Below are 26,950 nucleotides of genomic sequence, written 5' to 3' on the forward strand. Positions count from 1 at the left end.
TTAGTTATACCCTTTAACTTTAGTGAGATATATAAGAAAACGAGATGGGTAAAACTGTCAATTACTAAAACAACCTCTTGTTCATAAGCAATGAGGGAATAATGTGCAGTTATTAACCATCATTTTCTCAGCATTGACGACAAAATGAACATAAAAGCCGTAAAAAGCTATTTTTTGCGCAGTCAGCACAAATATTTCATTTATGTTGTTGACAGTTCCTAAGTACGTCTTTAATATTCGCCTCCGTTGAAGCACAGGTCCCCCTTAGCTCAGTTGGTTAGAGCGACGGACTGTTAATCCGCAGGTCCCCCGTTCGAGTCGGGGAGGGGGAGCCAACTTCAGCAAACAACTTAGGTGTCGATTCCCCCTTAGCTCAGTTGGTTAGAGCGACGGACTGTTAATCCGCAGGTCCCCCGTTCGAGTCGGGGAGGGGGAGCCACTTAGTTGGCTCTTAATCGCCTCACCCACTTCATTCTATTTTAATTCCTAAAACAACGCGTTTAGACATTAAATAACCCTAATTCAATCAAGTTGTTAAACCCGTTCTAAAAAGGGATAATAGACCTAATCTGTTTTTCTTTTTAATTCGCGGGCATTGTCCGTCAAAATTCCTCGAAGGAATTGCGTTATTCATGACTGAATTTTTACTGCTATTGATTGGTACAGTACTGGTTAACAATTTTGTGTTGGTTAAGTTTCTCGGCTTATGCCCGTTTATGGGTGTGTCTGGCAAACTTGAAACTGCCATGGGCATGTCTATGGCCACCACATTTGTTCTCACCCTTGCCTCTGCATCGAGCTACCTAGTGGAAACCTATTTACTTGCTCCACTGGGCATCGGTTACCTTAGAACGCTTGCTTTTATTCTTGTTATCGCGGTGGTGGTTCAGTTCACAGAAATGGTCGTGCACAAAACCAGCCCTACCTTATATAGATTGTTAGGTATATTCCTTCCTCTTATCACAACCAACTGTGCAGTGCTTGGTGTAGCGCTATTAAACCTTACCGAACAGCATAATTTCATGCAGAGTCTTATTTATGGTTTCGGCGCTGCTGTGGGGTTCTCTCTTGTACTGGTGTTATTTGCGGCCATGCGTGAGCGTTTAGCTGCAGCTGATGTACCTGTATCTTTTAAAGGTGCCTCAATCGCTATGATAACCGCTGGTCTCATGTCCCTAGCATTTATGGGCTTTAGTGGACTGGTGAAAGTGTAATGACGATATCTACCGCTATTATATTCGCCGTTGTTGCCATTGGCGTACTTGCGCTTATTTTTGGCTTAGTTCTGGGCTACGCGAGCATTCGCTTTAAAGTTGAGGGCGACCCGCTTGTTGAGCAAATAGATGCCGTACTACCACAAACTCAGTGTGGCCAATGCGGATATCCGGGCTGCAAGCCTTATGCTGAGGCAATTGCTGAAGGTGATGATATTAATAAGTGCCCACCTGGTGGCGAGGCAACGATTAAAAAACTCGCAGACTTGATGGGAGTTGAACCTAAACCCCTTGATGCAGCTCATGGCGAAGAAGACGTTAAAAAAGTCGCGTTTATACGCGAAGACGAATGTATCGGCTGTACCAAATGTATTCAGGCCTGCCCTGTCGACGCCATTTTAGGTGCCGCCAAACACATGCACACGGTTATTACTGATGAATGTACAGGGTGTGACCTATGTGTAGATCCCTGCCCTGTCGACTGTATCGACATGGTGCCAATTGCTCAAACAACTTCTACATGGAAGTGGGATTTTGAATCATCGCCTAAAGGTGATATCCCCATCAAAATGGTGTCGTAATTGTGATGTATCCAAGTTTTGATTCAATTATAGAAACCCTTGAAGCGGGAAAGATGTACTCATTTCCAGGTGGCGTACATCCCGACGATAAGAAATCTCTATCTAATACATCAGTAATAAAGAAACCGTCGCTACCCGAATTATTGATTGTTCCTTTAAGGCAGCACATTGGCTCAGACGGTATCTGCTGCGTAGAAGTTGGCGATACCGTATTGAAAGGCCAAATTCTTTCGCAAAGCTCATCGCCTTTTTCTGTGCCAGTTCATGCGCCAACCTCGGGCGAGGTTGTTGCGATTGCTCCGCATGTTGTAGCGCACCCTAGCGGCCTAACAGAAATGTGCATTTCGATACGTCCTGACGGTAAAGACACATGGTGCGACCTATCTCCAATAGCAAATTATAGCGACATAGATAAGAACAAGCTTATAGAAGCTATTTGCCAAGCAGGAATTTCAGGAATGGGTGGTGCCGGCTTCCCTACCCATATAAAAACCTCAACGTCTAAACCTGTTGAGTTTCTTATTTTAAATGGGATTGAGTGCGAGCCTTACATTACTTCCGATGATCGATTGATGCGTGAGCACGCCTGGCAAATACGCCAGGGTCTAGACATTCTTACTCACCTTATTGGGCCGAAGGCCATTGTAGTTGCGGTTGAAGACAACAAGCCAGAGGCTTTCGAAGCACTTAATATTGCCTGTCAGGATAAGAAAGACTATCGCGTTGTTAGCGTTGAGACTAAATACCCTGCCGGCGGCGAAAAACAGCTGATTCAGGTACTGACTGGCCGAGAAGTTCCAAGAAATGGATTGCCTGCCGACGTAGGCGTGATGATGTTCAACGTTGGTACCTGCTATGCCATTGCAGATGCTATTTTACACGGCAAGCCGCTGATTGAACGGGTTGTTACCGTAACTGGTGAAGCCGTTGAATCACCAAGCAATTTTAGAGCGTTGTTGGGTACGCCCGTCTCTCATCTATTGGATGAAGCAAACTACAACCCGAAAAAACAGAAAGTACCTAAAGTGATTATGGGCGGGCCTATGATGGGCTTTACCTTATCAGACGCTACGATCCCCGTGGTTAAAACCACAAACTGTTTGCTGGTTCCTGCAAAAAAAGAGCTGGTAGACGACAATGCAGAGCGCCCCTGTATTCGCTGTAGCGCATGCGCCGACGCATGCCCTGCGTCATTGCTTCCCCAACAAATGTTTTGGCACGCTAAAGCAAAAGAATACGATAAAGCCGAAGAATACGACCTTTTCGACTGTATAGAGTGCGGCGCATGTGCTTACGTTTGCCCCAGTGAAATCCCACTGGTGCATTACTACCGCCAGGCTAAATCCGAAATACGCATTCAGCGTGATGAAAAGAACAAGGCCGAAAAAGCTAAACAGCGTTTTGAAGCACGTAAAGAACGTTTAGAGCGCGAAAAACTTGAGCGCGAAGAAAAACATAGAAAAGCAAAAGAAGCACGATTAGCCGCCAACAAAGCCAAAGAAGAAAATGCAGTAGCCGATAATGCGAATAGCGCTGTTGATGCTGGCGCAACTGAGGCCAAGGACAAAGTAGCGGCGGCGCTTGCGCGTGCGAAAGCAAAGAAAGCGGCTATGCAGGCCAACGCAAAGGATGAAAGTAATACAACAAATACCAACGAATCAAGCACTGCGGCAGACGATAAAAAAGCACAGGTAGCAGCAGCTATTGCCAGAGCTAAGGCGAAAAAAGCCGCACAAACCCAGAATGAAGCTCAACTTGAAAGCGCGGATAAGCAAGTTGAACAGGCGTCATCGCCAGAAGATGATAAAAAGGCAAAGGTTGCTGCAGCAATCGCCAGAGCAAAAGCGAAAAAAGCCGCGCAAGCTCAAAACGAAACGCAAGATGAAAGCGCTGTCGAACCATCAACCACAGAACAGCCAAGTAACCAGTCATCATCACCAGAAGATGAGAAAAAAGCTAAAGTTGCTGCCGCTATCGCTAGAGCAAAAGCCAAAAAGGCCGCGCAAGCCAGCCAGTCTGAAGCATCTTCAGCAGAAAAACCTGCGGGCTCTCAAGGCGAAAAGCATACCGAACTTTCCGATACTGAAGCTAATTCAGAGCTAAACGCTGAAGCGCAGAAAAAAGCGCGTATTGCCGCGGCAATCGCTAAAGCTAAAGCGCAAAAAGCTGCTAAAAATAGCGAAGACGGGCATCCTGATAAGTCAGTTTCAGAGCAAGGTGCGCCAACTCAATTAGATGAGCAACCAGACAGTCACTCCAAAGAACAGCTAGATGAAAAGCAGGCTAGGATCGCAGCGGCAGTAGCGAAAGCGAAAGCTAAAAAGGCCGCTTCGCAAAAAGCGCAAGCATCTGGCCCTGATGGCGAGGCTGGTATTGAGAATCAAGACGGTAACTCGCCAGAAGAAGCCAGTTTTCAAAGCGTCAGCGAACAAAACAGTAGTGCTCAGAGTGATAGCGCATCAGATCCTGCTAACAACTTGAGCGAAGCGGATGAAAAAAAAGCGCGCATTGCTGCTGCGGTGGCGAAAGCGAAAGCCAAAAAAGCGGCTAAGCAGGAAGAACATCAAGGAAGCGAGCAAACTGATGCTAACGACGCTGCCTCGACAAATGAAGCTGACGAGAAAAAGGCGCGCATTGCTGCAGCAGTGGCAAAGGCTAAAGCAAAGAAACTTGCTCAAGACAGTAATGGCAGTTTAGCGACCTCATCAAATACTGCTGAACAGGAAAGTAGTAAAGCACATGAGCAGAGCGAATCGTCTAGCCGTGTAGGTCAAGCAACAAGCACGCAAGCTCCTTCTCAACCGACGGCACAACATGAAAAGAAAGCGCGCATTGCAGCTGCAGTAGCAAAGGCTAAAGCAAAAAAAGCAGCAGCTGAACAAGAGAAAGAATCATAATGAAGTTAAGTTTATCGAGTTCACCACACCAACGGGTTAAACGCGATACTGCCCAAGTCATGCGCATGGTTATTTATGCCATGCTCCCTGGCATGATTGCACAATCCTTCTTTTTTGGCTGGGGAATGCTCATTCAAGCCATCATTGCAGTAGTGAGTGCACTGGTCATTGAAGGCGTGATTTTATTTTTAAGAAATCGCCCCATCGAGCGCACATTAACAGATTACAGCGCAGTATTAACCGGCTTACTCATCGCAATTAGTATTCCTCCTACCTTACCTTGGTGGATGACGGTAACGGGTGTTTTCTTCGCTATTGCGGTGGCTAAACAGGTTTACGGCGGGCTTGGCTTTAATATTTTCAACCCTGCCATGATAGCGTATGTGGTGCTGCTTATTTCATTCCCTGCGGCTATGAGCCTATGGCTGCCTCCTGCGACTCACGCTGGCATTACGCCAAGTTTCTTTGATTCGGTATCACTCATATTTACTGGTTTTACTACAAGCGGATACGATGTCACTCAACTCAAAACCATTGCCGATGGTGTAACCATGGCTACACCGTTAGACACATTGAAAACCGACCTAACGCAAGGCGTAACATACTCAGAGTCATTGGCGAAGCCAATCTTCGATGGCGGGGTATTCGAAGCTGCTGGAGCAGGGTGGGGAATGGTGAGTCTTGCGTATTTACTTGGTGGCCTCTACCTTTGGAAGACCCGCGTTATCAGCTGGCATATCCCGGGAGGTATGCTGCTAAGCGTGTTTGTTTGTGCATCACTGCTTCATTTAGCAAACGCCGATTACTACGCTTCACCGCTATTTCACCTGTTTAACGGTGCAGTTATGGTAGGCGCCTTCTTTATCGCCACCGACCCGGTTTCAGCGTCAACAACACCAAGAGGCCGCATTATATTTGGTGCAGCGATTGGCTTTTGGGTGGTAATAATCCGTACTTTTGGTGGTTACCCTGATGCTGTAGCGTTTGCGGTTATTATTATGAATATGGCGGTGCCTTTGATTGATTACTATACCCGTCCTCGCGTGTACGGCAAAAACGTTAAAGGTCGAGGTAAACACTAATGATGAAAGAAAGCCTGGCCAAAAACGGCCTTATGTTAGGTGCGTTTGCCGTTGTTACCACAGCATTAATAGCACTCACATTTTTTGGCACCCAAGATAAAATTGAGCAACAAAAGCAGCAAAAACTGCTAAGCGTACTTAATGAAGTCGTGCCTAGCGAATTCCACGACAATGCCCTTTACGCCAACTGCACAGAGGTCAATGCACCTGAACTTGGCAACAAAAAAGCCCACAAAATATATCGTGCGACGTTAAATGGCCAACCTAGCGCATTAGTATTAGAAGCCACTGCTCCAGACGGATACAGTGGAGATATCGATATCGTTGTTGGTGTAAAAGTGGATGCACACGTTGGTGGAAACACACAAGGCGGCTCGAGTACTGACTCGCTCGACGGTGAGAGCGAAAATCTCAATATCACCGCGTTAGCGCTCTCGGAGTTGGCCGAGCTTGACTCAACACCTCAGAGCCCATCAGAGCAAGACGAGAATTCGTCCGATATTTCTGCGCCCAACACTAATAGAATCAGTATGAGGGTGCTTGGCGTGCGCGTTATCGAACACAAAGAAACCCCTGGGCTTGGCGATAAAATAGAGCTTGCCGTTAGCAATTGGATAACGACGTTCAGTGACAAGCCTTTTTCACCCGACAATTTGGCGCCTTGGCAGGTCAAAAAGGACGGTGGTGAGTTCGATCAGTTCACTGGCGCTACCATCACGCCGAGAGCAGTAGTAAGAGCAGTACGCGAAGCCTTGCTTTATGCACAGGCCAACCAATCTGCACTTTTCAACGCTCCTAACACCTGCGCAATTACAGATTCCGTTGAAACAATTGATGCGATTAACGTGAATGAGGCTCAACCTCATAGTGTAGAGGAGCTATAACGTGACTGATTTTCGCGACCTGTCTTTACAAGGGCTTTGGAAGAACAATCCTGCGCTGGTACAACTGTTAGGTTTGTGCCCGCTATTGGCCGTTACCGCGACGTTCATCAATGGTCTCGGGTTAGGCCTTGCTACCATGTTGGTACTCATTGGCAGTAACGTTACCGTTTCACTCGTTCGTAATGTGGTAAGAAACGAAATCCGCATTCCCGTTTTTGTTATGATCATTGCTGCGTTCGTTACCATTGTTCAGCTATTAATGAATGCATACACCTATGACCTTTACTTAGCGCTAGGTATTTTCATTCCGCTAATTGTAACTAACTGCGCCATCATAGGCCGCGCAGAGGCCTTTGCGTCGAAAAATGGGCCACTAGCCTCTGCCTACGACGGATTCATGATGGGACTGGGTTTTACCGCAGTGCTGGTCATTTTAGGTGGTATGCGTGAGATATTGGGTGCAGGTACATTGCTAGCAGGTGCAGACAGACTGTTTGGCTCAATTGCTGAGAACTGGACCATAACGCTTTTCAACACTGAAAATCCGTTTTTGCTTGCGATACTGCCACCTGGTGCCTTTTTAGGTATGGGTCTTCTCATTGCTATCAAAAACAGTATTGATGCAAAGTTAGCCGCTAAGCAAACATCGCCTGCGGTGAAGGCTGAACGGGTACGCGTTACAGCTGAAAGCTAAACGCTAAACGCTAAAAATTAAAACAAAAAGTATTTAGAAATGAATGATGTAGTTAAGCCGGCCAAGCCGCTTTCTAAGCAGGAAAAAGTAAAAGAAATCATGCGAATACTGGATGACCTTTATCCGGAAATTCCTATCTTTTTAGATCATAAAGACCCATATACGTTACTCATTGCGGTTCTCCTTTCGGCACAATGTACAGACGAGCGCGTTAACCAAATTACGCCCAAGCTCTTTGCTCGGGCAGATAATCCGTACGACATGGTATTGATGAGTATTGAAGAAATTCAAGGCATTATTCGTCCTTGTGGTTTGTCTCCCATGAAGTCCAAAGGCATTTGGCATTTGTCTGACATGATCATCAAGCAGCACAACGGTGAAGTGCCGGCAAACTTTGAAGCGCTAGAAGCCATGCCCGCAGTGGGTCACAAGACTGCCGCTGTGGTTATGTCTCAAGGCTTTGGCATTCCTGCTTTTCCCGTAGATACTCATATCCATCGATTAATGTATCGCTGGGGTTTGTCGAACGGGAAGAGTGTTGAGCAGACAGAGCGTGACGCAAAACGCTTGTTCCCAAAAGAAAGGTGGAACGATTTGCATCTGCAAATAATTCTATATGGCAGAGAATACTGCCCTGCCCGCGGTTTCGACTTAAACAAGTGTGTTATCACACGTGAGTTCGGCAGAAAGAGTTTTATTAACGAAGTGCTGAAAGAACAAGAGAAGAAGCAAAAATTGGCGCTTAAGAAGAAGCGTAAATAGAGCTTCAGTAAGAAACACAATATACGCAACTTCTATTGAAAAGGAGTCTTTGGACTCCTTTTTTCAAATCAAATAAAGCTAATCTTGAGGGCTAAACTGGCGAAAAGCGAAAGCTTTTGAAGAGTCTTCTGCTGCTATGACAATTCCCTTTCTCTCATTAATTGAGTTTTGAAACTCAAAAGGAAACGCGCCATAGGCAAGAAGCCCCTCATACTCGAAGTCATCAAAGCAAACATCTGCTTTGACCGTTATATTGAAAAGTGCGCTCATTCCACTGATAGGTTCGACGGCGCCTGAGTATGAACACCCATTAGAATCTGAACCACTGATTATACCGTCTGCATCAATAGCGAATGAGCGAGTATAAGAGCCCTCTGCCCGAGAGGTAGAATAATTGCCCGCTATATCAGTAAGAGAAACATCCTCGCTAGTACCGACTTTGTCAGCGGAAAAACCCAAAATACGACCAGATACCGTTGCAGAACCCTCTAGTGAATCTTCTGTTGCGGTAGCCTGCATTGATCCATGCCTTGTCATATTCGCTCCTGGATACAACATCGTATCTTCTGACGAAAAGACATTCTCGCTTACAGAGCCATGAGCAATTAGCGTGTCGCGAGACGCCTCAGAAAACATTGTGGCCTTACCTTCAGGTGAGACTGCGATTAAGACCATTTCTTGCCCGCCTTCAACCGTTGTCGCTTGCCCAAACCATATACCTAGCACTGAATCCGGTCTTACAATACTGTCGTTATCATTTGAGCTACTACCACCGCACCCCGTAAGTAGAACCGCACATGCTATTGCACTGACGCCAGAACTGTTTTTGATAAATTCTAACAATGTTGACGTTTTACTCTTGCAATGAGAATAAGGAGATATGTTCATATTTACTTTCCTTGTAGTCTTAATTCCTTTTTTAAAAGGTAACATTAATCCCGACACGCTAGTAGAGGAATTTTGCGACTAACACACGACTTACGCTTGTGGTTTGCCTCGAAAGGGACAACCAAATTGGCTATGATGGATGGGTTAGAGTTTTGCTCGCGCAAATAAAAAAGAAATATAAAAATAAATCCATGGAGAACACATGTCTCGATTGAATACTATCGCTAGAAGGCTAGCGTTTGGTGCATTAGTAAGTGCATGCAGTTTTGGTGTTTTTGCAGAAACTTCCCCCATTACTGACGAGCAAAAGAAAAATGCGGAAGCATTAATTCAAAAAGCCCTGAAAAGTGATTTAGGCTATAGCATTGTTGAATCACTTACCACTGAGATTGGCCCTCGCCTGGGCGGCTCTGAAGCAGAAAAGCGAGCTAGAGATTGGGGCGTGGTGGTAGGAGAGCGTCTAGGTTTTGATAAAGTCAGCATAGAAGAATTCACTATGCCATTTTGGGATAGAGGCCACCTACACATTTCACTCACGGCGCCTTATGCCCAACCGCTTTACGGCACAGCCCTTGGCGGCGCCGCGCCTTCTGAAAGCGAGATCAATGCAGACATCGTTTATTTCAGAGATATTCACGCGCTAACAGCAGTTAAAGATGGTGCCCTTAAAGGCAAAATTGCATTTGTAGACGGCGACGCCATGGTAAAAAGCCAAACAGGTGCAGGCTATGGTCAAGCGAACCAACGTCGCCGAATTGGTTGGCAACATGCTCAACGCGGCGGCGCTGAAGCGCTGGTCGTGCGCTCAGTAGGATCTGACTCTCATCGTTTTCCTCACTCAGGCATGATGAGCTCAGACGGCGATAATTGGGCAGATATCCCCGTAGTCGCTATCTCAAACCCTGACGCAGACCATTTACGACGTTTACATAACTTAGGTAAACCGCTGTCATTGTCGCTTCACTCTGAATCGAAATGGAAAGGCGAAGTAAACAGCGGCAACGTAATACTGGATTTAGTGGGCAGTGAGAAGCCCGAAGAAATTATCCTTATTGGCGGCCACCTAGACAGCTGGGATTTAGGAACGGGTGCAGTTGATGACGGCGCAGGCGTTGCTATTACCACGGCAGCGGCTGCGTTAATTGCTTCTTTACCAGAGCGCCCAAAACGCACCATTCGTGTGGTCATGTTTGGCGCTGAGGAAGTGGGCTTATTAGGTGCCTTTGCTTACGCTAAACAACACGAAAAGAACCTTGAAAATCACGTTCTGGCCACAGAGTCTGACTTTGGTGCGCAAACTATCTGGCAAGTAGTGTCAAATGTGAATCCCGAAGCGACTGTGCTAGTCGATGAAATCGCGAAGATTTTATCACCGCTAGGTATAGTGCGTGGCGGTTCAGACATTGCTGGCGGCGGCCCTGACATTATTCCGCTAGCAGCGAAAGGCGTACCAACGATTAGGTTAAATCAAAACGGTAGAGATTACTTTGATCTTCACCATACGCCAGATGATACCTTAGATAAAATTGACCCCGATGAGCTTGCGCAAAACATTGCAGCCTACGCAGCAAGTATATACTTGTTAGCCGATTCGGACGTTGACTTAAAAGCTAAACCGTAGTTACACGTTAGTAATCATCAAACATTGGTCAGTGCATCTCGTGCTGGCCAATGCTTACCAATGCTCTGCTTACCCTCGCCTCTGCTAATACCCATTCTGCATTCCCACGCTCCGCTAGCAAACTTGCCAGCGCCTTCTGAGTAGGCAATGATCTATGTGGATTGGTAAATATACCTCGTCCGAAATACTCAGGCTTTATTGCGCTTGAATAAGCTGGGCAACAAATCGCTTCGCCTCTTGCCTTGATGGCAGCTCTACATGCCGATACGTATTCGCATGTTTAAAAGCAACGGTTGTTTTATTTATGGAGATATTTGAGATTAACGCACCTGACATGGCGCTATTAAAGGTCGAGATAGAATCTTGAAATTGCATAGTAAATACTTCTTTATTAATGTTGTTTGTTTTGAATTCCTCGCAGGTTGGGTAAAGAAATCGAAAAACGATAATTAGGCTCTAGCGTGAACATAGCGTTTCAGAAAGAGCCCACTTTTTTGAGGTCACTTCAGAAAAGAGAAATGACCTTAGATAAGCATAGAGGTCTTATCGAACTACTACGTTAGCAGCTTGAGGACCTTTTTGGCCTTGTTCAACTTCGAAGCTAACTTCTTGGCCTTCTTTCAACGTTTTGAAACCGTCAGAAGCAATTGAACGGAAGTGTACGAATACGTCTTTGCCGCCAGCTTCAGGAGTGATGAAACCAAAACCTTTTTCTTCGTTGAACCACTTAACTGTACCGTTTACAGAATTAGACATAATAAAAACCTTTTAAAAAAATTGATGTGATGGTGGAAAACCACCGAATAGCTATAGACATCTCCAAGCTAGTAAAGCAGTTGTATATCTATATAAAACTTCAATTTGAAGGATTTAAAAAAGAGGTACAGCGCAGTATTAGGTAAAGCAAATAACATATCTAGAGCGATGCGAAAGGTACAGGTAATTGCGAGCAATGTCCACTAGTTTTCAGTTTATTTTTTAACCAAAACACAACTTTTTTACAATTTTTTTGGCGAAGCTAAATACGTATGTTTGTTCAAGGCACTTGAAAGCTAGGTTAACCTTGCTTTTTTGCTATAGGTTTAAATTATGACAGACACGTATGCGTTAGAAGGTAAAACAGCCATTGTTACTGGAGGCGGAAAAGGGCTAGGTAAAACTCTCGCTCGATTTCTACTAGAAGCAGGAATGAACGTGGCCATTTGTGGGCGCACTGAAACTGCGGTTAAGCAGACTGTAGAGCAGTTCGACGCCTTATTCCCAGGTAATATCATTGGCCAAGTTTGTGATGTATCGAAAAGCGCTGATGTTGCCGGCTTTGTTAGAAAGGTCAAAGATACATTTGGTGAACTTCACGTCCTAATTAATAACAGTGGTTTTGGTAAGGAAACCCTCATTTGGGAAACGTCTGAAGAGGACTGGGACGAAGTAATGGATACTAACGTAAAAGGGACCTTTCTGATGTGTAAGGAGGTTGTGCCCCACATGATTAACAACAAGGAAGGCTACATTATCAACATCGCTTCTCAGGCGGCATTGAACGGCTATGCCAATGCAGGCGTTTACTGTGCATCAAAATTTGCGATGGTGGGACTTGGAAAAGCGTTGCAAGAAGAAGTTCGTCCCTACGGTATTCACGTTCATTCCCTAAACCCTGCACTGATACAGTCGCAGAAAGCAGAAACAGAGAAAGTGGACGATGGCCTGATTCAAAATGAAGACTTAGGCAACATGGTGGTTTACCTATTGAGCCAACCTCGCCGTCTTAAAATTGATAATATCGGCCTATGGGGCTATTAATACCAGTCCGCATAGATAATTACCCACTCAGCGAGACTTAAAATGTTCGTAATCGCGGCGTGTTACCGCAGGTATAGTACGTATAACTAGAATTGTAATCTTGTCTTAAAGCGTTAACATTTCCTAATTAACATAAAAGCGTGTTGTTTGCGTTTACTCAAATAAAGTACTCATCGTATTTATGTGTACAAAAAGTAACGGCCAACACGCAAACACAGTGCAGTGTGCCATCGAGTAATTCCGATGGCTCAAAATAGGAATCTCTTATGCGAATGCTTCACACCATGCTTCGAGTTGAAAACTTAGAGGCCTCTCTTCACTTTTATACCTCACTGATGGGCATGCGTCTTCTTCGCCAGTCTGAAAACAAAGAGTATGAATACACGCTAGCTTTCGTGGGATATGGCGATGAAACCGAGAGTACCGTCTTAGAACTTACCTATAACTGGGGCAACAACACCTACGATAAAGGTAACGCGTATGGTCATATTGCGATTGAGGTCGATGATATCTATCAGTTTTGTGAAAACTTAGAAACAAACGGCGCTGATGTATATCGTAAACCGGGGCCAGTAAAAGGCGGCTCCACAGTTATTGCTTTTGTTCGCGACCCCGATGGATATGCAATAGAACTCATACAAAATAAATCGATTTCGCTATGAAATGGCTCAAAAACAAGAACTGAAGATGCAGCCAGCGTAGTCAAAGCGATTTGAACGCTTAAGTCGCCAAACTATCAATTTAAAAACGTGCGGCACTGGAAAAAAACGATGAAAAACCACATGGAGTGACACGACATGCTACGTAACCGCTTATTATTTTCGCAAAATGATAAAAACAAAAGCCAAGCTAGAACAGCGATATGTCGGAAGCCTCGAGCAGCGCACAATATAGGCTTGCGCAGTCAGCCAAAAGCAAAACTGGCCGCTATTCTGCCAGCGTTGTTTATCGCTTTTACCGGTGCAGTTGCTGCTGGCAGTGCGTTTTCGGCCATGGCTGCAAATAACGAGAGTGCGCAAACACACGCTGACACAAAAGAAAATGTTGAAACGCACTTTACCGTGATAGCCCATCGCGGCGCGTCGGGCTATTTACCTGAGCATACCCTCGAAGCTGCTACCCTCGCCTTTTCTCTGGGCCCTGATTTTATTGAGCAAGATGTTGTTATCACCAAAGACGACATACCCGTTGTGCTACACGACATCCACTTAGAAACGGTCACCAATGTAGAAGATGTGTTTCCTGCACGCCACCGCGATGACGGACGCTATTACGCGCGTGATTTTACTCTTGAAGAACTGCGACAACTGCAGGTACACGAGCGCGCTAACAGTGACGGGAAGCAAGTTTTTAAAGATAGGTACCGCGGCACGCATGCTAATTTTAAAGTTGCCACGTTAAATGAACACTTTGAGCTAATCAGCGAGCTAAATCGCCAATTTGGAACGTCTGTAGGGGTTTATCCTGAAGTAAAGTCCCCTGCCTTTCACATTAAAGAAGGCGTTGATGCCAGTAAAATCGTTGTAGATGCCTTAAATGCTTACGGGTTTGGTGGAGAGAGCGGTAATAGCTACCTGCAATGCTTCGATTTTAACGAAGTTAAGCGCATTCGAGAAACCCTGGGCTATAAAGGCAAAGTTGTGATGCTGATCGGCGAAAACGACTGGGGCGAAAGCGACACAGATTATAACTGGCTGCGCACTCAGGAAGGCATGCAGCAGGTTGCGTTATATACCGATGGCATAGGCCCTTGGTTAGGCCATTTACTCGATAATGAAGCGATGACTCAAGGAAAAATAGAAGCCGCGGCATGGATTGCCTACGCCCACGAAAATAACCTGACAATCCACCCCTACACCTACCGACATGATGCACTACCAGCAGGTATGAGTTCAGAACAAGTCTTGGAAGTTTTAGACAAGGTGGTAGGTGCTGACGGTGTTTTCACCGATCATTTAGTACCGGTATTAAGGTGGCGAGAAAAATTAAACTAACGCATTTTAAAGCGAGTGTAGGCGCGACAATTAGCGCCTAGGATTTTGAAAGTCGCACCACCACGCGTCTGTTTTGGGCGCGGCTTTCTCGCGTATCGTTTGGCGCAATATGGCGTTTCTCACCGTGGCCTGTTAACTGAATTCGATCTTCAGGTACACCTAGCGTAGTCAAATAGCTTTTTACTTCGTTAGCACGTCGAATAGACAACTGTTCATTATTATAGCGACCGCCGTAGCTATCGGTGTAACCATCAAGAAGCACAAGCTCAAGCTCGCTGTCTTCTTTTAAGTATTCACCTATCATGGTTAAGCGCTTCTGCGAATATTTGGTTAGCTCTGTACTGTTGTTTTGATACGACAATACCGTGTAGGCAATGTCATCAAAACCGAAGGGCAATAAGTTCGATACACACTTCACAAATTCACGATACACACCAGAGAAGTTGCTAGCGTTTAATGCCACACTCACTTGGTCGTATTTGTTATACCAATCTTGGTAATAGATTGTGGGCCAAAAGCCTTTTTCTAATTCAGACAACATAGTCCAAGCCGCATCCTGCGGAAGGTCGCCATTGTACTGTTTACGAATAGACATGTCGGCAATGGTTTTAGGCGCAACGCCTGGCATCCATTTAGGTGGTACAGAATAAACAGCGGCCATATCAAATTTGCTTGGCAGCAAATACATGTCCAGTTCGAATTCCATATTAAGCTGCTTCGACGCTGAGCTCGTGAACATGGCTTCGCCATAACCGGGTAGTTCGTGGTTCAAAGTACACTGAAGTCGCGTGTCTTTGTCTATTCGCCAGTTGGAGCTTTCTATGGTTGCAGAATATTGCCGCATGGCAGCGTGGGAAGACAATGACCCCAGCATCCCCAATAAAGCGATGTATTTTAATTTCGACACCATTTCGACACCATAACGAAAATCAGACTAACACAGGTAAAAGACAACACTTCGTGCACAAATTACCGAACATAATGAATCAAATTAGCTCACACAAAAAGAAGAAATGTGCCTAATGATTTTTTCACGCTTAATTTGATTATCGTCCAAATTGTAGAAAAGTTTAGCGTTTAATACCATTCGCGTTTTGTACTTTTGCTAGCCCCCTGATTTAACAGTTTATAAATTGCAACTGGCAACTCGAGAGTATCCTTGCGATAATTCTTTTACGCAATATGCTTCGCAGGTTGGTACGCATTTTAGTCACCAACCAATTAACGCAATCGAGTCTTACAAGAGTGTTTATGTCTGCCAACCCGCCCCTTCTCTCCCAGCGCTTTCGAGGTTACTTTCCCGTTGTTATCGACGTTGAAACAGCCGGATTTAATGCAGGCACTGACGCCCTGTTAGAATTAGCCGCGGTAACGGTGAAAATGGATGAAAACGGTATACTTCATCCCGATCAAACTTTTCATTATCACATTGACCCCTTTGAGGGCGCTAACCTAGAGCCAGCAGCCTTAGAATTTAATGGCATCGATCCTAATTGTGCATTGCGAGGGGCTATTGAAGAAAGCGAAGCCATGAAGGACTTATGTAAAGGCATCCGCAAGGCGCAAAAAAATGCAGACTGCCAACGTTCAGTTATTGTTGCTCACAATGCAACGTTCGATCAGAGTTTCGTCAATGCCGCGATAGAACGCTGCAATATAAAACGCACGCCGTTCCATCCGTTTGTTTCATTTGACACCACCAGCCTTGCTGGATTGGCCTTAGGCCAAACGGTTTTGGTAAAAGCATGCCGTGCAGCGGGGATCGCATTTGACCAAAGTGAAGCGCACAGTGCGCTGTATGACGCCCAAAAGACCACCGAGCTGTTTTGCTATATGGTAAATCGCTATAAAGCGCTAGGCGGATGGCCTGTAGAAAATAAAGAGTAGTTTTATTCAAACTGATATAAACAAAAACAGCGCCAAAAGGCGCTGTATTTTTATAATCTTTAAACAGTTTAGCTTATAGCTTGTCTGCTTCTTCAGATAGGTACTTAGCAACACCTTCAGGCGACGCATCCATACCAGCTTTACCTTCAGTCCAACCCGCTGGGCAAACTTCACCATGCTCTTGGTGGAATGCTAGTGCATCAACCATGCGTAGCATTTCATCAACGTTACGGCCAAGTGGAAGGTCATTGATTACCTGATGACGTACCATACCTTCTTCGTCGATTAGGAATGAACCACGGAACGCAACGCCATCTTCTGGGTGCTCAACATCGTATGCCTGGCAGATGTCGTGCTTAACGTCAGCAACAAGGGTGTACTTAACCGGACCAATACCACCTTGATTTACCGGAGTGTTTCTCCACGCATTGTGTGAGAACTGAGAGTCGATTGAAACACCGATCACTTCAACACCACGCTTTTTGAACTCGTCGAAACGCTTGTCAAAGGCGATAAGCTCTGACGGGCAAACAAACGTAAAATCTAGTGGGTAGAAGAATACAACAGCTTTCTTGCCCTTGATTGCTTCACTTAATGTGAAAGTGTCAACAATTTCACCACTACCAAGTACCGCTGCAGCAGTAAAGTCAGGTGCTGGACGGCCAACTAATACACTCATGAGTCTCTCCATTTATATTTGGATTGTAATAATAGAAGTGATTACGTTGCGTAACCACTTTGATAAGAAATTTCCTTCAAAGAAAATAGGTACGAATATGGAAATAACAATATTAAACAACGAGTTTTTTTACTGATCATACCAATAACCGCTTAACATCCCCCCACACTGTTCAGTCTTTCTTCAATTACCTTGTATTAAATTTGTCATTATCCACTTGCTAAAGCAAAGAATAACAATTATTATCATTTACAGATTCATTTGGAGTACGTTTAATGTTTGTTTGCATGTGCTATGGGGTAACTGATAAAAGCATTCGCGCAGCGGTTGAAGAAAACGGTGTGGGAAATATGCGAGAGTTACGTCAACATTTAGAGCTTGGCTCACAATGCGGTAAGTGCATCAACATGGCGCAACAGATCATTGACCAAACTATCGTCGATGAGTCCCTATTCAAAGACGTTGGCTAGGCAATTAGCCAACCCGCGTATTCTTAACACGCAACGTCATCGCTCTTAGCATCCTTGGCTAGACTTTAAACACCATATTTATTATCACGATTATTCCTTTAAGTGACCTAAGTCATATTCTAGTTTAATTACCTAAGTAACATTCACATCGTCACCTAAAACGATAGGTTGTTGTCCTTTCAAACTCAGAGCTAGGCTCATTTTCTTACTTTCAATGAGTGCAGCGCGCCATTTAACTACGTAGCTTTGCTGAAGCATGCCCTAGTTAAAGGTGTACTCAATGCCTGCATAGTAGAAAGCCCCATTGATACCGCTAGGCGATGTAGGTGGGTAGAGTGCGCCAACTTCACCTTGAAAAGGATTTTCATTAGGCAGCGAATCAAACAGATTTTGGGCGCCGAGGGTAACTTGTGTTTGAGGCAGTACTTTCCATGCAACTTGGGCATCGAATGTGGTTAACGCATTGCCGTATATGTTCATGCCTGCGGACGCATCAAGATGGTCTTCATAAAACTCACCGTAATAGTTAAGCCGCCAAGTAAATGCCCAATTTCCTTTCGATTGCTCCAGCGTGATACTGCCTCGATGAGCAGGCAAGTTATCTTCCAGCATGCGAATTCTTGCCCGTGTTAGATTAGGTAGAAGCCGTATTTCGTCCCCCACTTGCGCAGGATAAAGTGTAACCCGCTCTACTAGTGTGTCTGTCCAGTTGAAGGCAAGAAGTAAAGAATTTGACCAATCAGCTAGTGCAAAATTGTAGTTAACAACTAAATCAACACCCTGAGTTTTTTGTGTCAAAGTCATTAGTAAAATACTTTGCAGCATTATATTTCGCCGCATCTGGACGCCCTTGGGCAATAAGCGCACTAATGTCGTCGTCGGTTAACGGGATTGCAGATGTCGTACTAATGCGATCAGAAAGTCGAATATTGAAATAGTCGAGCGTCGCAAAAAAGTTCTCGCTTGCCTGCACAACAAGCCCAAGGCTAAAGTTCACCGATTCTTCAGGCGTCAGTGGAGTTGCGCCTAGTTGCAGTGAGATAAGATCAGTTGGAGGCAGCGTTGCTTGGTCTTCCAAACCGTTAACACCGTAGGCGGTAGTTACGTTGATAACATTACTCTGCCCTACTGTTGGCGCCTTAAAACCGGTGTTTACAGATCCGCGTAATGCAAAAATATCATTTAATTTATAGCGAGTACTCAATTTCCCATCGAATGTCGAGCCGAAATTACTGAAATGCTCTACACGTGTGGCCACGCCAAACTACCATGCTTCGGTAACATAAAATTCCAAATCGGCGTACACGGCCCAATTGCTTCTGCTCCAGTGCCCAGCACTTTGAGGCTGATACCCCGGAAAACCGTTGGAACCGATGAAAAAGCCTTGGTTCAACCCAAGTGGCGGCTCTAGAGCGAAAGGGCCTGCAATATATGACGCTTCATCGCCGGACTTTTGAAAATAGGTTTCTTTGCGCCATGCTAAGCCCACGGCAATGCTAACCGGATCGTCGAAAATAGTTTGAATGAGTTTGTTAAAATCTAAGTTAAGCGTTCGCTCTACTTGCGACACACCACCGGGCGAAAACGACGTTGGCGTTTGTGGCCCTAACGATGGATTAACTGTATTGGAGATGGTGTACTCGATGTCACTGTAGCCCAATGTCGCACTGGCATCCATCGCCCAGCCATTAGGTAACTCATGTTTAACGCCCATCGCAACAGAAGCGTCCGTTATCGTCCCCCCAAATTTTGGTGTGAAACCGCCAGGGAACCACTCGTTGAAAGCAAAACAGTTGGCACCAAGCGCCGTTGTGTTATCTGCAATAAGTTGATACGTGGGGTCCAGCAATACACTATTGCTGGACAAGGTTATAGAATGGCAAGCAATTCCACTTTCCAATCCATCGAGATCGGCTACAATCAGACGACTTTCCCCTGTATTTGGGTCGGTACGGCTGACCCTCCCTTCTCGGGTTTGCGGATTTCGAAAGTAAAAGCCACCGTTTATTTCTCTTCTTGCTGCAGTGGCAAAGCTGTAAAATTGTGATTTAGACGAAATGTCTGCGCCTGCATTTAGCGCAAGTTTAAGATCTTCGTTAATATCAAGCGCTCCCCATACTTGGGACGGTGACGCGATGAACACATTCCCTTGGTCAATCAAGTTCTGCGCATCAATCCGCTGTACAGAGCGCGACGTGCCATTTTGCTGACGATACTCTGCCGTTGCATTTAAAAAGCCGTTTTCTCCAATAGCAAAGCCTTTATTCAACTGCACTTGAAACAGTTCGCCGTCGCCTTCACTGTATCCGCCAACTTTCAGCGCAACATGCCCTCCTTCACGAGCATCCTTAAGTACGAAGTTAATCACGCCTGCAATGGCGTCTGAGCCATACTGGGCTGCTGCACCATCTCGCAATACTTCGACTTGCTTTAACGCATAGGCGGGAATAACCGATATATCAGGCCCTTGTGCACCGTCAGATAAACCTCCGCCTAAAAACGTGATTACCGCAGAGCGATGGCGTCGCTTTCCGTTAAGCAGCAAAAGTGTGTGATCCGAGGACATGCCTCTAAGGTTCGCCGGCCTTACCAGGCTACTGGCATCATTGATGGGCTGATCGTTTACGTTTAACGAAGGAACCATCACGCTTAACATAGAAAGCACGTCTGAATTCCCCTGTGAGTTGAGGGTTTCAGAACCAATCACATCCAAAGGAACTGGTGAGTCAACAGCACTTCGAGGCGAGTTACGAGTACCGACGACCGCAATTTTTTCAAGTCCATTGCCTCCCTCGTCTGTTTTCTTTTCGGTATCTTGTGGCTGTGTTTCCTTCGCCACTAACGATGAACGAGAACGAATACTTACCGCACCGCTTTCATCAGTTACTACCGCCAATTCTGTTCCTTCAAGAAGCTGTGCCAGCGCTTCATTCAGTGTGAACGTACCTTCCAATGCGTTTGTTTTCACTTTTTTTGCTAAATCAAAAGGAAAAAGCAATGTGGTATTTGCCTGTTTAGCTAGTTCGGTTAGCGCTTCATTAGCATTTTGTGCGGGTATTGAAAAGCTGTAAGCACCCAATTTTGGTTCGGTTTGGTCGTGTGATTGCGACGGGCTGTCTGTTTGTGCATGAAGCGTTGGCGCTATGAAAAGAAAAAAGCCGGACGCTATGTGTAGTGCCTAGAGGGACAAAATACGGGAGAATTTGCACATTCTTTTTTGCGAAAGGCATTGGGCCGAACACGCGAGGGCATGCAGCTTTTCTATTGCCTTTTTGGTTTGCCTGCTTATCGCAAAATTGCTGTATTGCAAGATATAAAATCGATGTGCTTATTATTTTAATTATATTGTCACATTAAAGAAATTGATGCCAACTAAGAATAGTAGAAAGCACCTATCTTTCAGAAATATTTAACTTTTCGCTAGCTTAAGCTCAATACTTGTTTCTGTGACTTTCTCGTAATTGATATTAAAGCTGCTCTTAAGTGCTGACAACAAACCGTCTATATCGCCTACCTTAAAGTAGCCCGCTACACGTCGCTTGCGCAGACTTTCATCCGAAATGTTAAAGCGAACGGGTGTATAGCGCCCAATCTCAGCTAATACGGCCTCTAGCGGTTCACCTTTAAATACAATCATACCTTGTTGCCACGCTAAATCGTCGTCAATGTCATTTTGAGACATGCTTTCACGGGCTTCCACTTTACCTTGCACTGTGGCTTTTTCACCTGCGAACATGAGAAGCCCTTCTTCAGCAACAGGACGTTTAGTGAAGAGCGATTCATTTGAGGATGAAGCCTTAAAGCGATCTTTCACCAATACCTTTCCGTCGGTAACCACTAACTCAAACGCATTATCATCCACATATTGCATATTAAAAGCAGTTCCAACAGCGGAAACGGTGTTGTTGCCTGCAGTCACAGAGAACGGGCGGGACGTGTCGTGAGCCACTTCAAAGTGTGCCTCCCCTTTCAATAAAACGATATTGCGCGCCGTTGATGAGAAGTCTACGGTAACGACAGAGTTTGTATTTAGATGAAGTTTAGAGCCTTCGGCTAACGTCACGTTTTTCTGTTCGCCAACACCGGTTTGTACCTTTTGTGATACCGCTGCGAATTCAGGGGTGCTATTTAGCCACGTGCGCTGAACCACTACCCCAACAGCGATTGCCATCACTAAAAATGTGGCCGCAATGCCCCAAACCGCTGTTTTAGGCATATCGCGTTTTTTCGACGACTGACGTGAGGTAGGCTGCGGGAATAAACCGCTCAATTCATTTAATACCGACATGTCGTCCCACAAGCTAGCGGCGTCGAGCAAAGCTTGGCGATGCGCATTACTTTCCGACAACCAGGCGTCTAACTCCGTCTTTTCGTCACTGTTTAAGCCGCGATCGAGACGGCTTATCCATAAGCATGCTTGCTCTTGGATATCTTCTTTGCTTGAAAACTGGCGAATATTATTCATGTTAACTACGGCTTATGTCCTGAGTCGCGTTAGCAGTGGCACGGGGGGATGCACTGTCCTTTGACAGCTCGGCTAAGTACCTAGAGCACATCATTAAACCTTTGGCGACATGCTTCTCAACGGTGCTTTCGCTTAGCCCCAAAAGCTCTGCAATCTCTTTTTGTCGCATGCCATATACTTTTTTCAGCAAAAATACGCGTTTTACATCAGCAGACAATGTATCTGTCGCTCGGCAAAAATGAATAAAACGCTCTTTGCTTTCTACATTTTTTTCTAAACTGTGCCCTACAAGCTCGTAAGGCAAAATATCCATGTCATCGAGCTGCTGCTTATTTTTGTTTTCAGCTTTCGCAACATGGTTCAGCGCTAGATTACGCGCTGTCTTGAGCATATAGGTACGCTCATACTGTATTTCTTGTTTTAACTCTGCTTCGTAGCTTTTAATAAAAGCTTCTTGCACGATGTCTTCAATGTCGTCGGCGCCAACAATAGAACCTACCGCGCGCATTAGCTTTGAGCGGTATTTTAAGAAGGTTTCAGCTACTGTCGACTTTCTCGTCATAATATTAAATGTTGTATGTTTCGAATTGCTTACATTGGCATCAATAATGCCTGCTTTTTCGTTCTTTTTCACCTAATAAAATAAAAGGGGGCTAATGCCCTTAACTTTGAAACATTAAGTGAAAGTTTGGTTTATAGGTAATTGCTTACCTATTAAAAAGTGTAAACACCTCTTAGGTAGTAGAAGCCACCGTTAATACCAATTGGTGATGTTGTTGGATACAACGAACCTGCAATATCGGCAAACTGCGTATTTTCATCAGGGTATTCATCAAATGCATTTTTCGCACCTACCGTTACCGTTAACTGCTCAGTGACGTTGTACGCTACTTCGAGGTCTACGGTAATCTCTGAACCTACATTATCAATTGGAAGAGCAGAGTCTAAGTGGTCCTCAAAGATACTGCCGTAATAGTTCATACGAGCAAGGAAGCGCCAGTCACCATTCGTGTGATTCGCTGTAGCACTGTAACGAACCGCAGGTAGGTTATCTTCCAGCATGCGAATACGCTCAGCGGAAATATTATCTGATGCCCGGTCTACTTCTGTCGACGTCCAGTTATAAGCTAGCGAGAACTTAGTTTCGCCACCCATCATCTCCATTGAATAGTTGGCTACTACATCAAGACCTTCGGTGGTGGTGTGAAAGTCGTTTGTGAAAAAGCTTATCTCTTGGAAGCTTGACGCATCGTTAATACCTTGCGCAAGTAGTGCTGCAATATCATCTTCTGTTAGCTCGATACCAGACGCTGTACTGATACGGTCAGTCAGCTCGATGTTGTAGTAGTCTGCGGTAATGAATAGACCATTATCGAAATCGGCTACCACACCAAACGTGATACTTTCTGACTCTTCAGGCGTTAACTGCTCACCACCTTTAAGTTGAGACACTGGATCTGTCGGAGGTAGCGTTGCACGGTCAATAAGCTCACCACCTGTACCAAACGCGGTAGTTACGTTACGCACGTTGCTTTGACCAAGGGTAGGTGCTTTAAAGCCTGTAGAGAACGCACCACGGAAAGCAATGTTCTCAAGAGCTTGCCAACGGAAAGCAATCTTACCTTTGGTTGTATTGCCAAAATCAGAGAAATCTTCGTATCGTAGCGCTCCGGCTAGCATGAAGTTTTCTGTGATGTAGGCTTCTGCATCAATATACAATGCGATGTTGTTGCGGGAAACACGGCCTTGGCTATTGGCCACCAAGCCAGGGAAACCATTTGAGCCAATGCCAAAGCCCTGTTTCGCCAACGGACCTATTTAATAAGAGGCAGTATCACCTGCAAAGCTCTCATAACTTTCGTTGCGATATTGGAAACCAGTTGCCACGAATAGTGGTCCATATAAACCAACATCGAACGGCTTAGTGAAATCAATATCAAGGGTTTGCTCAGACTGCGTATAGCGACCTGGGCTAAATTCTGTTGGTGTTTCTGGGCCTAACGACGGATTGATGGTGTTGCTAATAGCAAAGTCCACCTCGTTCTGACCAAGGTTCAAACTTACGTCGTAGGTAATATCATGGTCAAGCTCGCCTTTCGTACCGAAGACAAGTGACATATCCGTAACCGTACCGCCGAAACGAGGCGTAAAACCACCAGGCAACATTTCATTAAATGCGAAACAGTCTGGGTTGTTTGCTACTTGGTTTATATAGGAAGAGTTGTCTAATACATTATAACCTTGGTAGCTCGTATTGCCGTTAATTATTTCCCCTGCGCGTTTTCCCGTAGGACAGTTACCTGTCATGTTACCCGTTAAGTCGCCTACAAGTAGCAACTGGTAACCTTCATTGACATCACCGTCTTCATTTCTTGTAAGAACGCCGTCACCATTAACATCGGCTTCCTCAAATCCACCGTCGTTCACACCACCACGGTTATGGGGGTTACGGACGTAGAACCCTCCTTCAACTTCGCGCTCAGCATAGTTACCAAACATGTAAGCTTCCGAGGTAGCAGAAAGCTCAATGCCCGCATTAGCGAAAAGTTTAATGTCGTGTTTAATTTCAGGCGAACCCCAAATGTGCGCAGGATCTGCGACAAAGGTATTACCCGCTGCTATCAGTGCAGCAGCATCGTCACGCTGTACACTGCGAGACGTGTCATCGGCAGTACGATATTCAGCCGAAAGATTGATGAAACCTTTGTCAGATAGCGGTAGACCCACGTTACCTGACAACTGAATCATGTCGCCATCGCCTTCGTAGAAAGAGCCGTAACGGGCTTCAAACGAACCGCCTTCTGATGCATCGTTAAGTACGAAGTTAATTACACCCGCAATTGCATCTGAACCATATTGCGCTGCAGCACCATCACGTAGGACTTCCACCTGTTTAAGTGCCGCCGCAGGTATAACAGAAATATCAGGGCCTTGTGCACCGTCTGAAAGACCGCCACCTAGGAAAGTGATAACTGCAGAACGGTGGCGACGTTTACCGTTTACAAGTACTAGCGTATGATCCGATGCCATACCGCGAAGATTAGCAGGACGAACAAGTGTTGAAGCATCGTTGATAGGCTGGTCGTTTACGTTAAAAGATGGAACAACAGTCTGCATCATAGATACCATATCAGTGGCACCCTGCTGCTTAAACTCTTCGTCAGAAATAATATCAATTGGCACCGCTGAGTCAGCGACCGAGCGAGGCGCTGCACGTGAACCAACTACCGCAATTTGTTCAGAATCTTTGGCCTTGGCACTCTCTTCAGCTTCTTGCGCATAAACAGGTGCAACGGCCATTACTGAAAACGCAGCTGATGCAGCTAATACGCCACGCACGTTTTTGGTCAATAAAGACAAGGTTGTATTCATGGTGGTTTCCCGGAGTTTCTCTAAGACACCTTCAGCGTTTTAAAAAAATTAAAAAAATGCTCAGAGTAGTTGTTGCTTTTTACCTTCAACACTGACTCATTTGCGGTCAGGTGGTGTTTTTTAGAGAACGCAAGATATTAAAAAACAAACCTTTTTCGAAAAATAAAAATATTTTTTCACTCCGTAGAGGATTTTAATTTCTGACCTGTCTGTATAACTTTTACGGGAATAAAAGTGCGGGATTTTTGGCGGGTTTTAATAAAAAAAGCCGACTATAAGCCGGCTTTTAAATCGTTTTTTACAAACCTAAAGGTTTGTACATGGAAACAAGATTTACTCTGCTTCTTTGTACTTTGCAGCCGTTTCTTTAATAAGCGGCTGAAGCTCATTTTGTTGGAACATTTCAATAATGATATCGCAACCGCCTACAAGCTCACCTTCAACCCATAGTTGCGGGAATGTCGGCCAGTTTGCATATTTTGGTAGTTCTGCGCGGATGTCTGGGTTTTGAAGAATATCTACATAAGCAAATGGTTCGCCACATGACATCAACGCTTGCGATGCTTGTGAAGAAAAGCCACAGCTAGGTAGTTTAGGAGAACCCTTCATATACAACAAAATTGGGTTTTCTTCGATTTGCTGCTTGATTCTATCTAGCGTTGATTGATTTTCAGTATTATCCATTTGATTCCTCTGAGCACAAAAGTGTATTCCCAGTTAGATGGGAATGCATGAATGATTTATCAAGGGAAAGGGTATCATAATTTTATGTTTAATTACCCATAGCTGAATTGATCTTTTCAACCTCTGAATCGTTATCTACCCATACATTGCAATACAAATTAGTGTCACATTTTAACTTTTGAAAAAAAATTCACATTTTTGTCATTGAGTTATAGGACTTTATCCCCACATTTGGGATATGCTTTAGCGTCTAAAGCAGTATATTGAACATAGAATTAATATGCACTTATTGAACAGGCGAAGATAAGTGGGCTTTAGACTACAATACTAAACCAACATGGAGACCGTCATGGCTTTTGAATTACCAGCATTACCATACGAACAAAATGCACTAGAACCGCATATTTCTGCTGAAACGCTTGAGTACCACTATGGCAAGCACCACGCTACTTATGTAACTAAGCTTAACGGCCTAGTTGAAGGTACTGACATGGAAAACAAAAGCCTAGAAGAAATCATCAAATCTTCTGATGGCGGTGTTTTCAATAACGCAGCGCAGGTATGGAACCACACGTTCTACTGGCACTGTCTAAGCCCGAATGGCGGCGGTGAGCCAACAGGCGCGCTAGCAGAAGCTATCAACGCGAAGTGGGGCTCATTTGCAGACTTCCAAGCAGCATTTAACGATAAAGCGGTTAACAACTTCGGTTCAAGCTGGACGTGGTTAGTTAAAACTGCAGACGGCAGCCTAGATATCGTTAACACAAGCAACGCGCAAACGCCTATTTCTGGCGACGACCTTACGCCAGTGCTTACTGTTGACCTTTGGGAACACGCTTACTACATCGACTACCGCAATGCGCGTCCTAAGTACCTAGAAAACTTCTGGGCGCTGGTTAACTGGGAATTCGCAAGCAGCAACTTTGCATAAGCCAAAGCGTTAAGCGCCTTGCGCTCTTAACAGCGTAAAGTATCT

Annotated in this window: 22 protein-coding genes, 2 tRNA genes and 2 pseudogenes; 16 read left to right on the plus strand and 10 right to left on the minus strand. The window is 45.0% G+C overall.

Annotated features, from left to right (window positions below; translation table 11 throughout):
• Positions 1 to 258 precede the first annotated feature (258 nt).
• The 9 genes from KUL49_RS08770 (at position 259) to nth (ending at position 8,114) form a co-directional block, all read left to right on the plus strand.
• Positions 259 to 335 (plus strand) — tRNA-Asn (locus tag KUL49_RS08770).
• Positions 336 to 362: 27 nt separating this feature from the next.
• Positions 363 to 439: transfer RNA gene (locus KUL49_RS08775), tRNA-Asn, on the plus strand.
• Positions 440 to 632: 193 nt separating this feature from the next.
• Positions 633 to 1,214 carry an electron transport complex subunit RsxA gene (gene rsxA / locus KUL49_RS08780; protein WP_014975993.1) on the plus strand — a complete coding sequence of 194 codons (582 nt, stop codon included), beginning with the start codon at positions 633 to 635 and terminating at the stop codon, positions 1,212 to 1,214.
• Entirely contained in the window at positions 1,214 to 1,795 is a 582-nt protein-coding gene (gene rsxB, locus KUL49_RS08785) for an electron transport complex subunit RsxB (RefSeq protein ID WP_014975992.1), read from the plus strand. Before rsxA ends, rsxB begins: the two co-directional genes overlap by 1 nt.
• 5 nt (positions 1,796 to 1,800) lie before the next feature.
• Positions 1,801 to 4,692 (plus strand): electron transport complex subunit RsxC, encoded by a 2,892-nt coding sequence (gene rsxC / locus KUL49_RS08790; RefSeq protein ID WP_131137058.1) that lies wholly within the window; start codon positions 1,801 to 1,803, stop codon positions 4,690 to 4,692.
• Entirely contained in the window at positions 4,692 to 5,774 is a 1,083-nt protein-coding gene (gene rsxD / locus KUL49_RS08795; RefSeq protein WP_131137045.1) for an electron transport complex subunit RsxD, read from the plus strand. Before rsxC ends, rsxD begins: the two co-directional genes overlap by 1 nt.
• Entirely contained in the window at positions 5,774 to 6,658 is an 885-nt protein-coding gene (locus KUL49_RS08800) for an RnfABCDGE type electron transport complex subunit G (RefSeq protein ID WP_131137046.1), read from the plus strand. The genes rsxD and KUL49_RS08800 overlap by 1 nt, the downstream gene beginning before the upstream one ends.
• A 1-nt stretch (position 6,659) precedes the next feature.
• The gene (locus KUL49_RS08805; RefSeq protein ID WP_039233136.1) at positions 6,660 to 7,352 is read left to right on the plus strand and encodes an electron transport complex subunit E; all 693 of its coding nucleotides are present in this window, start codon (positions 6,660 to 6,662) and stop codon (positions 7,350 to 7,352) included.
• 39 nt (positions 7,353 to 7,391) lie between these two features.
• A complete protein-coding gene (nth, locus tag KUL49_RS08810; RefSeq protein WP_131137047.1) occupies positions 7,392 to 8,114 on the plus strand; it encodes an endonuclease III in 723 nt (240 codons plus the stop codon).
• Positions 8,115 to 8,192: 78 nt separating this feature from the next.
• Here the strand turns inward: nth and KUL49_RS08815 are convergent, their stop codons facing one another.
• Positions 8,193 to 9,002: a hypothetical protein gene (locus tag KUL49_RS08815; protein ID WP_131137048.1), complete on the minus strand. Its 810-nt coding sequence runs from the start codon at positions 9,000 to 9,002 to the stop codon at positions 8,193 to 8,195.
• 202 nt (positions 9,003 to 9,204) lie between these two features.
• Here KUL49_RS08815 and KUL49_RS08820 point away from each other — a divergent pair, with 202 nt between their 5' ends.
• Positions 9,205 to 10,623, plus strand: a complete 1,419-nt coding sequence (locus tag KUL49_RS08820) for a M20/M25/M40 family metallo-hydrolase (protein ID WP_101563824.1) — start codon at positions 9,205 to 9,207, stop codon at positions 10,621 to 10,623.
• Positions 10,624 to 10,818: 195 nt separating this feature from the next.
• Here KUL49_RS08820 and KUL49_RS08825 read toward each other — a convergent pair whose 3' ends face one another.
• On the minus strand, positions 10,819 to 10,998 hold the full coding sequence (locus KUL49_RS08825) for a hypothetical protein (RefSeq protein WP_039233139.1): 180 nt from the start codon (positions 10,996 to 10,998) through the stop codon (positions 10,819 to 10,821).
• Positions 10,999 to 11,166: 168 nt separating this feature from the next.
• On the minus strand, positions 11,167 to 11,379 hold the full coding sequence (locus KUL49_RS08830) for a cold-shock protein (protein WP_014948776.1): 213 nt from the start codon (positions 11,377 to 11,379) through the stop codon (positions 11,167 to 11,169).
• A gap of 333 nt (positions 11,380 to 11,712) precedes the next feature.
• On the opposite strand from KUL49_RS08830, the gene KUL49_RS08835 reads away from it, so the two are divergent.
• The 3 genes from KUL49_RS08835 to glpQ all read left to right on the plus strand — a co-directional run bounded on the left by KUL49_RS08835 (position 11,713) and on the right by glpQ (position 14,417).
• The gene (locus tag KUL49_RS08835; protein WP_131137049.1) at positions 11,713 to 12,423 is read left to right on the plus strand and encodes an SDR family oxidoreductase; all 711 of its coding nucleotides are present in this window, start codon (positions 11,713 to 11,715) and stop codon (positions 12,421 to 12,423) included.
• Positions 12,424 to 12,689: 266 nt separating this feature from the next.
• Complete coding sequence (gene gloA / locus KUL49_RS08840) at positions 12,690 to 13,085, plus strand: lactoylglutathione lyase (RefSeq protein ID WP_131137050.1); 396 nt, start codon at positions 12,690 to 12,692, stop codon at positions 13,083 to 13,085.
• 135 nt (positions 13,086 to 13,220) lie between these two features.
• Positions 13,221 to 14,417: a glycerophosphodiester phosphodiesterase gene (glpQ, locus tag KUL49_RS08845; protein WP_075176201.1), complete on the plus strand. Its 1,197-nt coding sequence runs from the start codon at positions 13,221 to 13,223 to the stop codon at positions 14,415 to 14,417.
• A 37-nt stretch (positions 14,418 to 14,454) separates the two neighbouring features.
• On the opposite strand, the gene KUL49_RS08850 is transcribed toward glpQ, so the two are convergent.
• The gene (locus KUL49_RS08850; RefSeq protein ID WP_014975986.1) at positions 14,455 to 15,327 is read right to left on the minus strand and encodes an OmpA family protein; all 873 of its coding nucleotides are present in this window, start codon (positions 15,325 to 15,327) and stop codon (positions 14,455 to 14,457) included.
• Positions 15,328 to 15,668: 341 nt separating this feature from the next.
• Here KUL49_RS08850 and rnt point away from each other — a divergent pair, with 341 nt between their 5' ends.
• The gene (gene rnt / locus KUL49_RS08855) at positions 15,669 to 16,304 is read left to right on the plus strand and encodes a ribonuclease T (protein ID WP_014948771.1); all 636 of its coding nucleotides are present in this window, start codon (positions 15,669 to 15,671) and stop codon (positions 16,302 to 16,304) included.
• A gap of 73 nt (positions 16,305 to 16,377) precedes the next feature.
• On the opposite strand, the gene KUL49_RS08860 is transcribed toward rnt, so the two are convergent.
• Complete coding sequence (locus KUL49_RS08860; protein WP_014948770.1) at positions 16,378 to 16,983, minus strand: peroxiredoxin; 606 nt, start codon at positions 16,981 to 16,983, stop codon at positions 16,378 to 16,380.
• A gap of 275 nt (positions 16,984 to 17,258) precedes the next feature.
• On the opposite strand from KUL49_RS08860, the gene KUL49_RS08865 reads away from it, so the two are divergent.
• Positions 17,259 to 17,453 (plus strand): bacterioferritin-associated ferredoxin, encoded by a 195-nt coding sequence (locus KUL49_RS08865; RefSeq protein ID WP_014948769.1) that lies wholly within the window; start codon positions 17,259 to 17,261, stop codon positions 17,451 to 17,453.
• A gap of 261 nt (positions 17,454 to 17,714) precedes the next feature.
• Here the strand turns inward: KUL49_RS08865 and KUL49_RS08870 are convergent.
• The 5 genes and pseudogenes from KUL49_RS08870 to KUL49_RS08890 all read right to left on the minus strand — a co-directional run bounded on the left by KUL49_RS08870 (position 17,715) and on the right by KUL49_RS08890 (position 25,974).
• Positions 17,715 to 20,622: pseudogene (locus tag KUL49_RS08870) on the minus strand (TonB-dependent receptor domain-containing protein).
• A 240-nt stretch (positions 20,623 to 20,862) separates the two neighbouring features.
• Positions 20,863 to 21,918 carry a FecR domain-containing protein gene (locus tag KUL49_RS08875; protein WP_131137051.1) on the minus strand — a complete coding sequence of 352 codons (1,056 nt, stop codon included), beginning with the start codon at positions 21,916 to 21,918 and terminating at the stop codon, positions 20,863 to 20,865.
• A gap of 1 nt (position 21,919) precedes the next feature.
• Positions 21,920 to 22,552 (minus strand): RNA polymerase sigma factor, encoded by a 633-nt coding sequence (locus tag KUL49_RS08880; RefSeq protein ID WP_131137052.1) that lies wholly within the window; start codon positions 22,550 to 22,552, stop codon positions 21,920 to 21,922.
• A gap of 80 nt (positions 22,553 to 22,632) precedes the next feature.
• Positions 22,633 to 25,290 (minus strand): annotated as a pseudogene (locus KUL49_RS08885) (TonB-dependent receptor plug domain-containing protein).
• Positions 25,291 to 25,623: 333 nt separating this feature from the next.
• Positions 25,624 to 25,974, minus strand: a complete 351-nt coding sequence (locus KUL49_RS08890) for a Grx4 family monothiol glutaredoxin (RefSeq protein ID WP_014948765.1) — start codon at positions 25,972 to 25,974, stop codon at positions 25,624 to 25,626.
• A 349-nt stretch (positions 25,975 to 26,323) separates the two neighbouring features.
• Between KUL49_RS08890 and sodB the strand changes: the two genes are divergently transcribed.
• Positions 26,324 to 26,905, plus strand: coding sequence for a superoxide dismutase [Fe] (gene sodB / locus KUL49_RS08895; RefSeq protein WP_014948764.1), 582 nt, complete (start codon positions 26,324 to 26,326; stop codon positions 26,903 to 26,905).
• Positions 26,906 to 26,950: the final 45 nt, after the last annotated feature.

The organism is Alteromonas sp. KUL17, from assembly GCF_006538305.1.
Taxonomy (GTDB): domain Bacteria; phylum Pseudomonadota; class Gammaproteobacteria; order Enterobacterales; family Alteromonadaceae; genus Alteromonas; species Alteromonas macleodii.

Bases quoted from the DNA above. Each gene is read 5' to 3' on its own strand.
- KUL49_RS08850 (WP_014975986.1), bottom strand. From the start codon at position 15,327: ATGGTGTCGAAATTAAAATACATCGCTTTATTGGGGATGCTGGGGTCA.
- rsxD (WP_131137045.1), top strand. From the start codon at position 4,692: ATGAAGTTAAGTTTATCGAGTTCACCACACCAACGGGTTAAACGCGAT.
- KUL49_RS08815 (WP_131137048.1), bottom strand. From the start codon at position 9,002: ATGAACATATCTCCTTATTCTCATTGCAAGAGTAAAACGTCAACATTG.
- KUL49_RS08860 (WP_014948770.1), bottom strand. From the start codon at position 16,983: ATGAGTGTATTAGTTGGCCGTCCAGCACCTGACTTTACTGCTGCAGCG.
- KUL49_RS08800 (WP_131137046.1), top strand. From the start codon at position 5,774: ATGATGAAAGAAAGCCTGGCCAAAAACGGCCTTATGTTAGGTGCGTTT.
- KUL49_RS08830 (WP_014948776.1), bottom strand. From the start codon at position 11,379: ATGTCTAATTCTGTAAACGGTACAGTTAAGTGGTTCAACGAAGAAAAA.
- rnt (WP_014948771.1), top strand. From the start codon at position 15,669: ATGTCTGCCAACCCGCCCCTTCTCTCCCAGCGCTTTCGAGGTTACTTT.
- KUL49_RS08820 (WP_101563824.1), top strand. From the start codon at position 9,205: ATGTCTCGATTGAATACTATCGCTAGAAGGCTAGCGTTTGGTGCATTA.
- KUL49_RS08835 (WP_131137049.1), top strand. From the start codon at position 11,713: ATGACAGACACGTATGCGTTAGAAGGTAAAACAGCCATTGTTACTGGA.
- KUL49_RS08825 (WP_039233139.1), bottom strand. From the start codon at position 10,998: ATGCAATTTCAAGATTCTATCTCGACCTTTAATAGCGCCATGTCAGGT.
- KUL49_RS08890 (WP_014948765.1), bottom strand. From the start codon at position 25,974: ATGGATAATACTGAAAATCAATCAACGCTAGATAGAATCAAGCAGCAA.
- rsxA (WP_014975993.1), top strand. From the start codon at position 633: ATGACTGAATTTTTACTGCTATTGATTGGTACAGTACTGGTTAACAAT.
- rsxB (WP_014975992.1), top strand. From the start codon at position 1,214: ATGACGATATCTACCGCTATTATATTCGCCGTTGTTGCCATTGGCGTA.
- rsxC (WP_131137058.1), top strand. From the start codon at position 1,801: ATGTATCCAAGTTTTGATTCAATTATAGAAACCCTTGAAGCGGGAAAG.
- KUL49_RS08865 (WP_014948769.1), top strand. From the start codon at position 17,259: ATGTTTGTTTGCATGTGCTATGGGGTAACTGATAAAAGCATTCGCGCA.
- sodB (WP_014948764.1), top strand. From the start codon at position 26,324: ATGGCTTTTGAATTACCAGCATTACCATACGAACAAAATGCACTAGAA.
- gloA (WP_131137050.1), top strand. From the start codon at position 12,690: ATGCGAATGCTTCACACCATGCTTCGAGTTGAAAACTTAGAGGCCTCT.
- glpQ (WP_075176201.1), top strand. From the start codon at position 13,221: ATGCTACGTAACCGCTTATTATTTTCGCAAAATGATAAAAACAAAAGC.
- nth (WP_131137047.1), top strand. From the start codon at position 7,392: ATGAATGATGTAGTTAAGCCGGCCAAGCCGCTTTCTAAGCAGGAAAAA.
- KUL49_RS08875 (WP_131137051.1), bottom strand. From the start codon at position 21,918: ATGAATAATATTCGCCAGTTTTCAAGCAAAGAAGATATCCAAGAGCAA.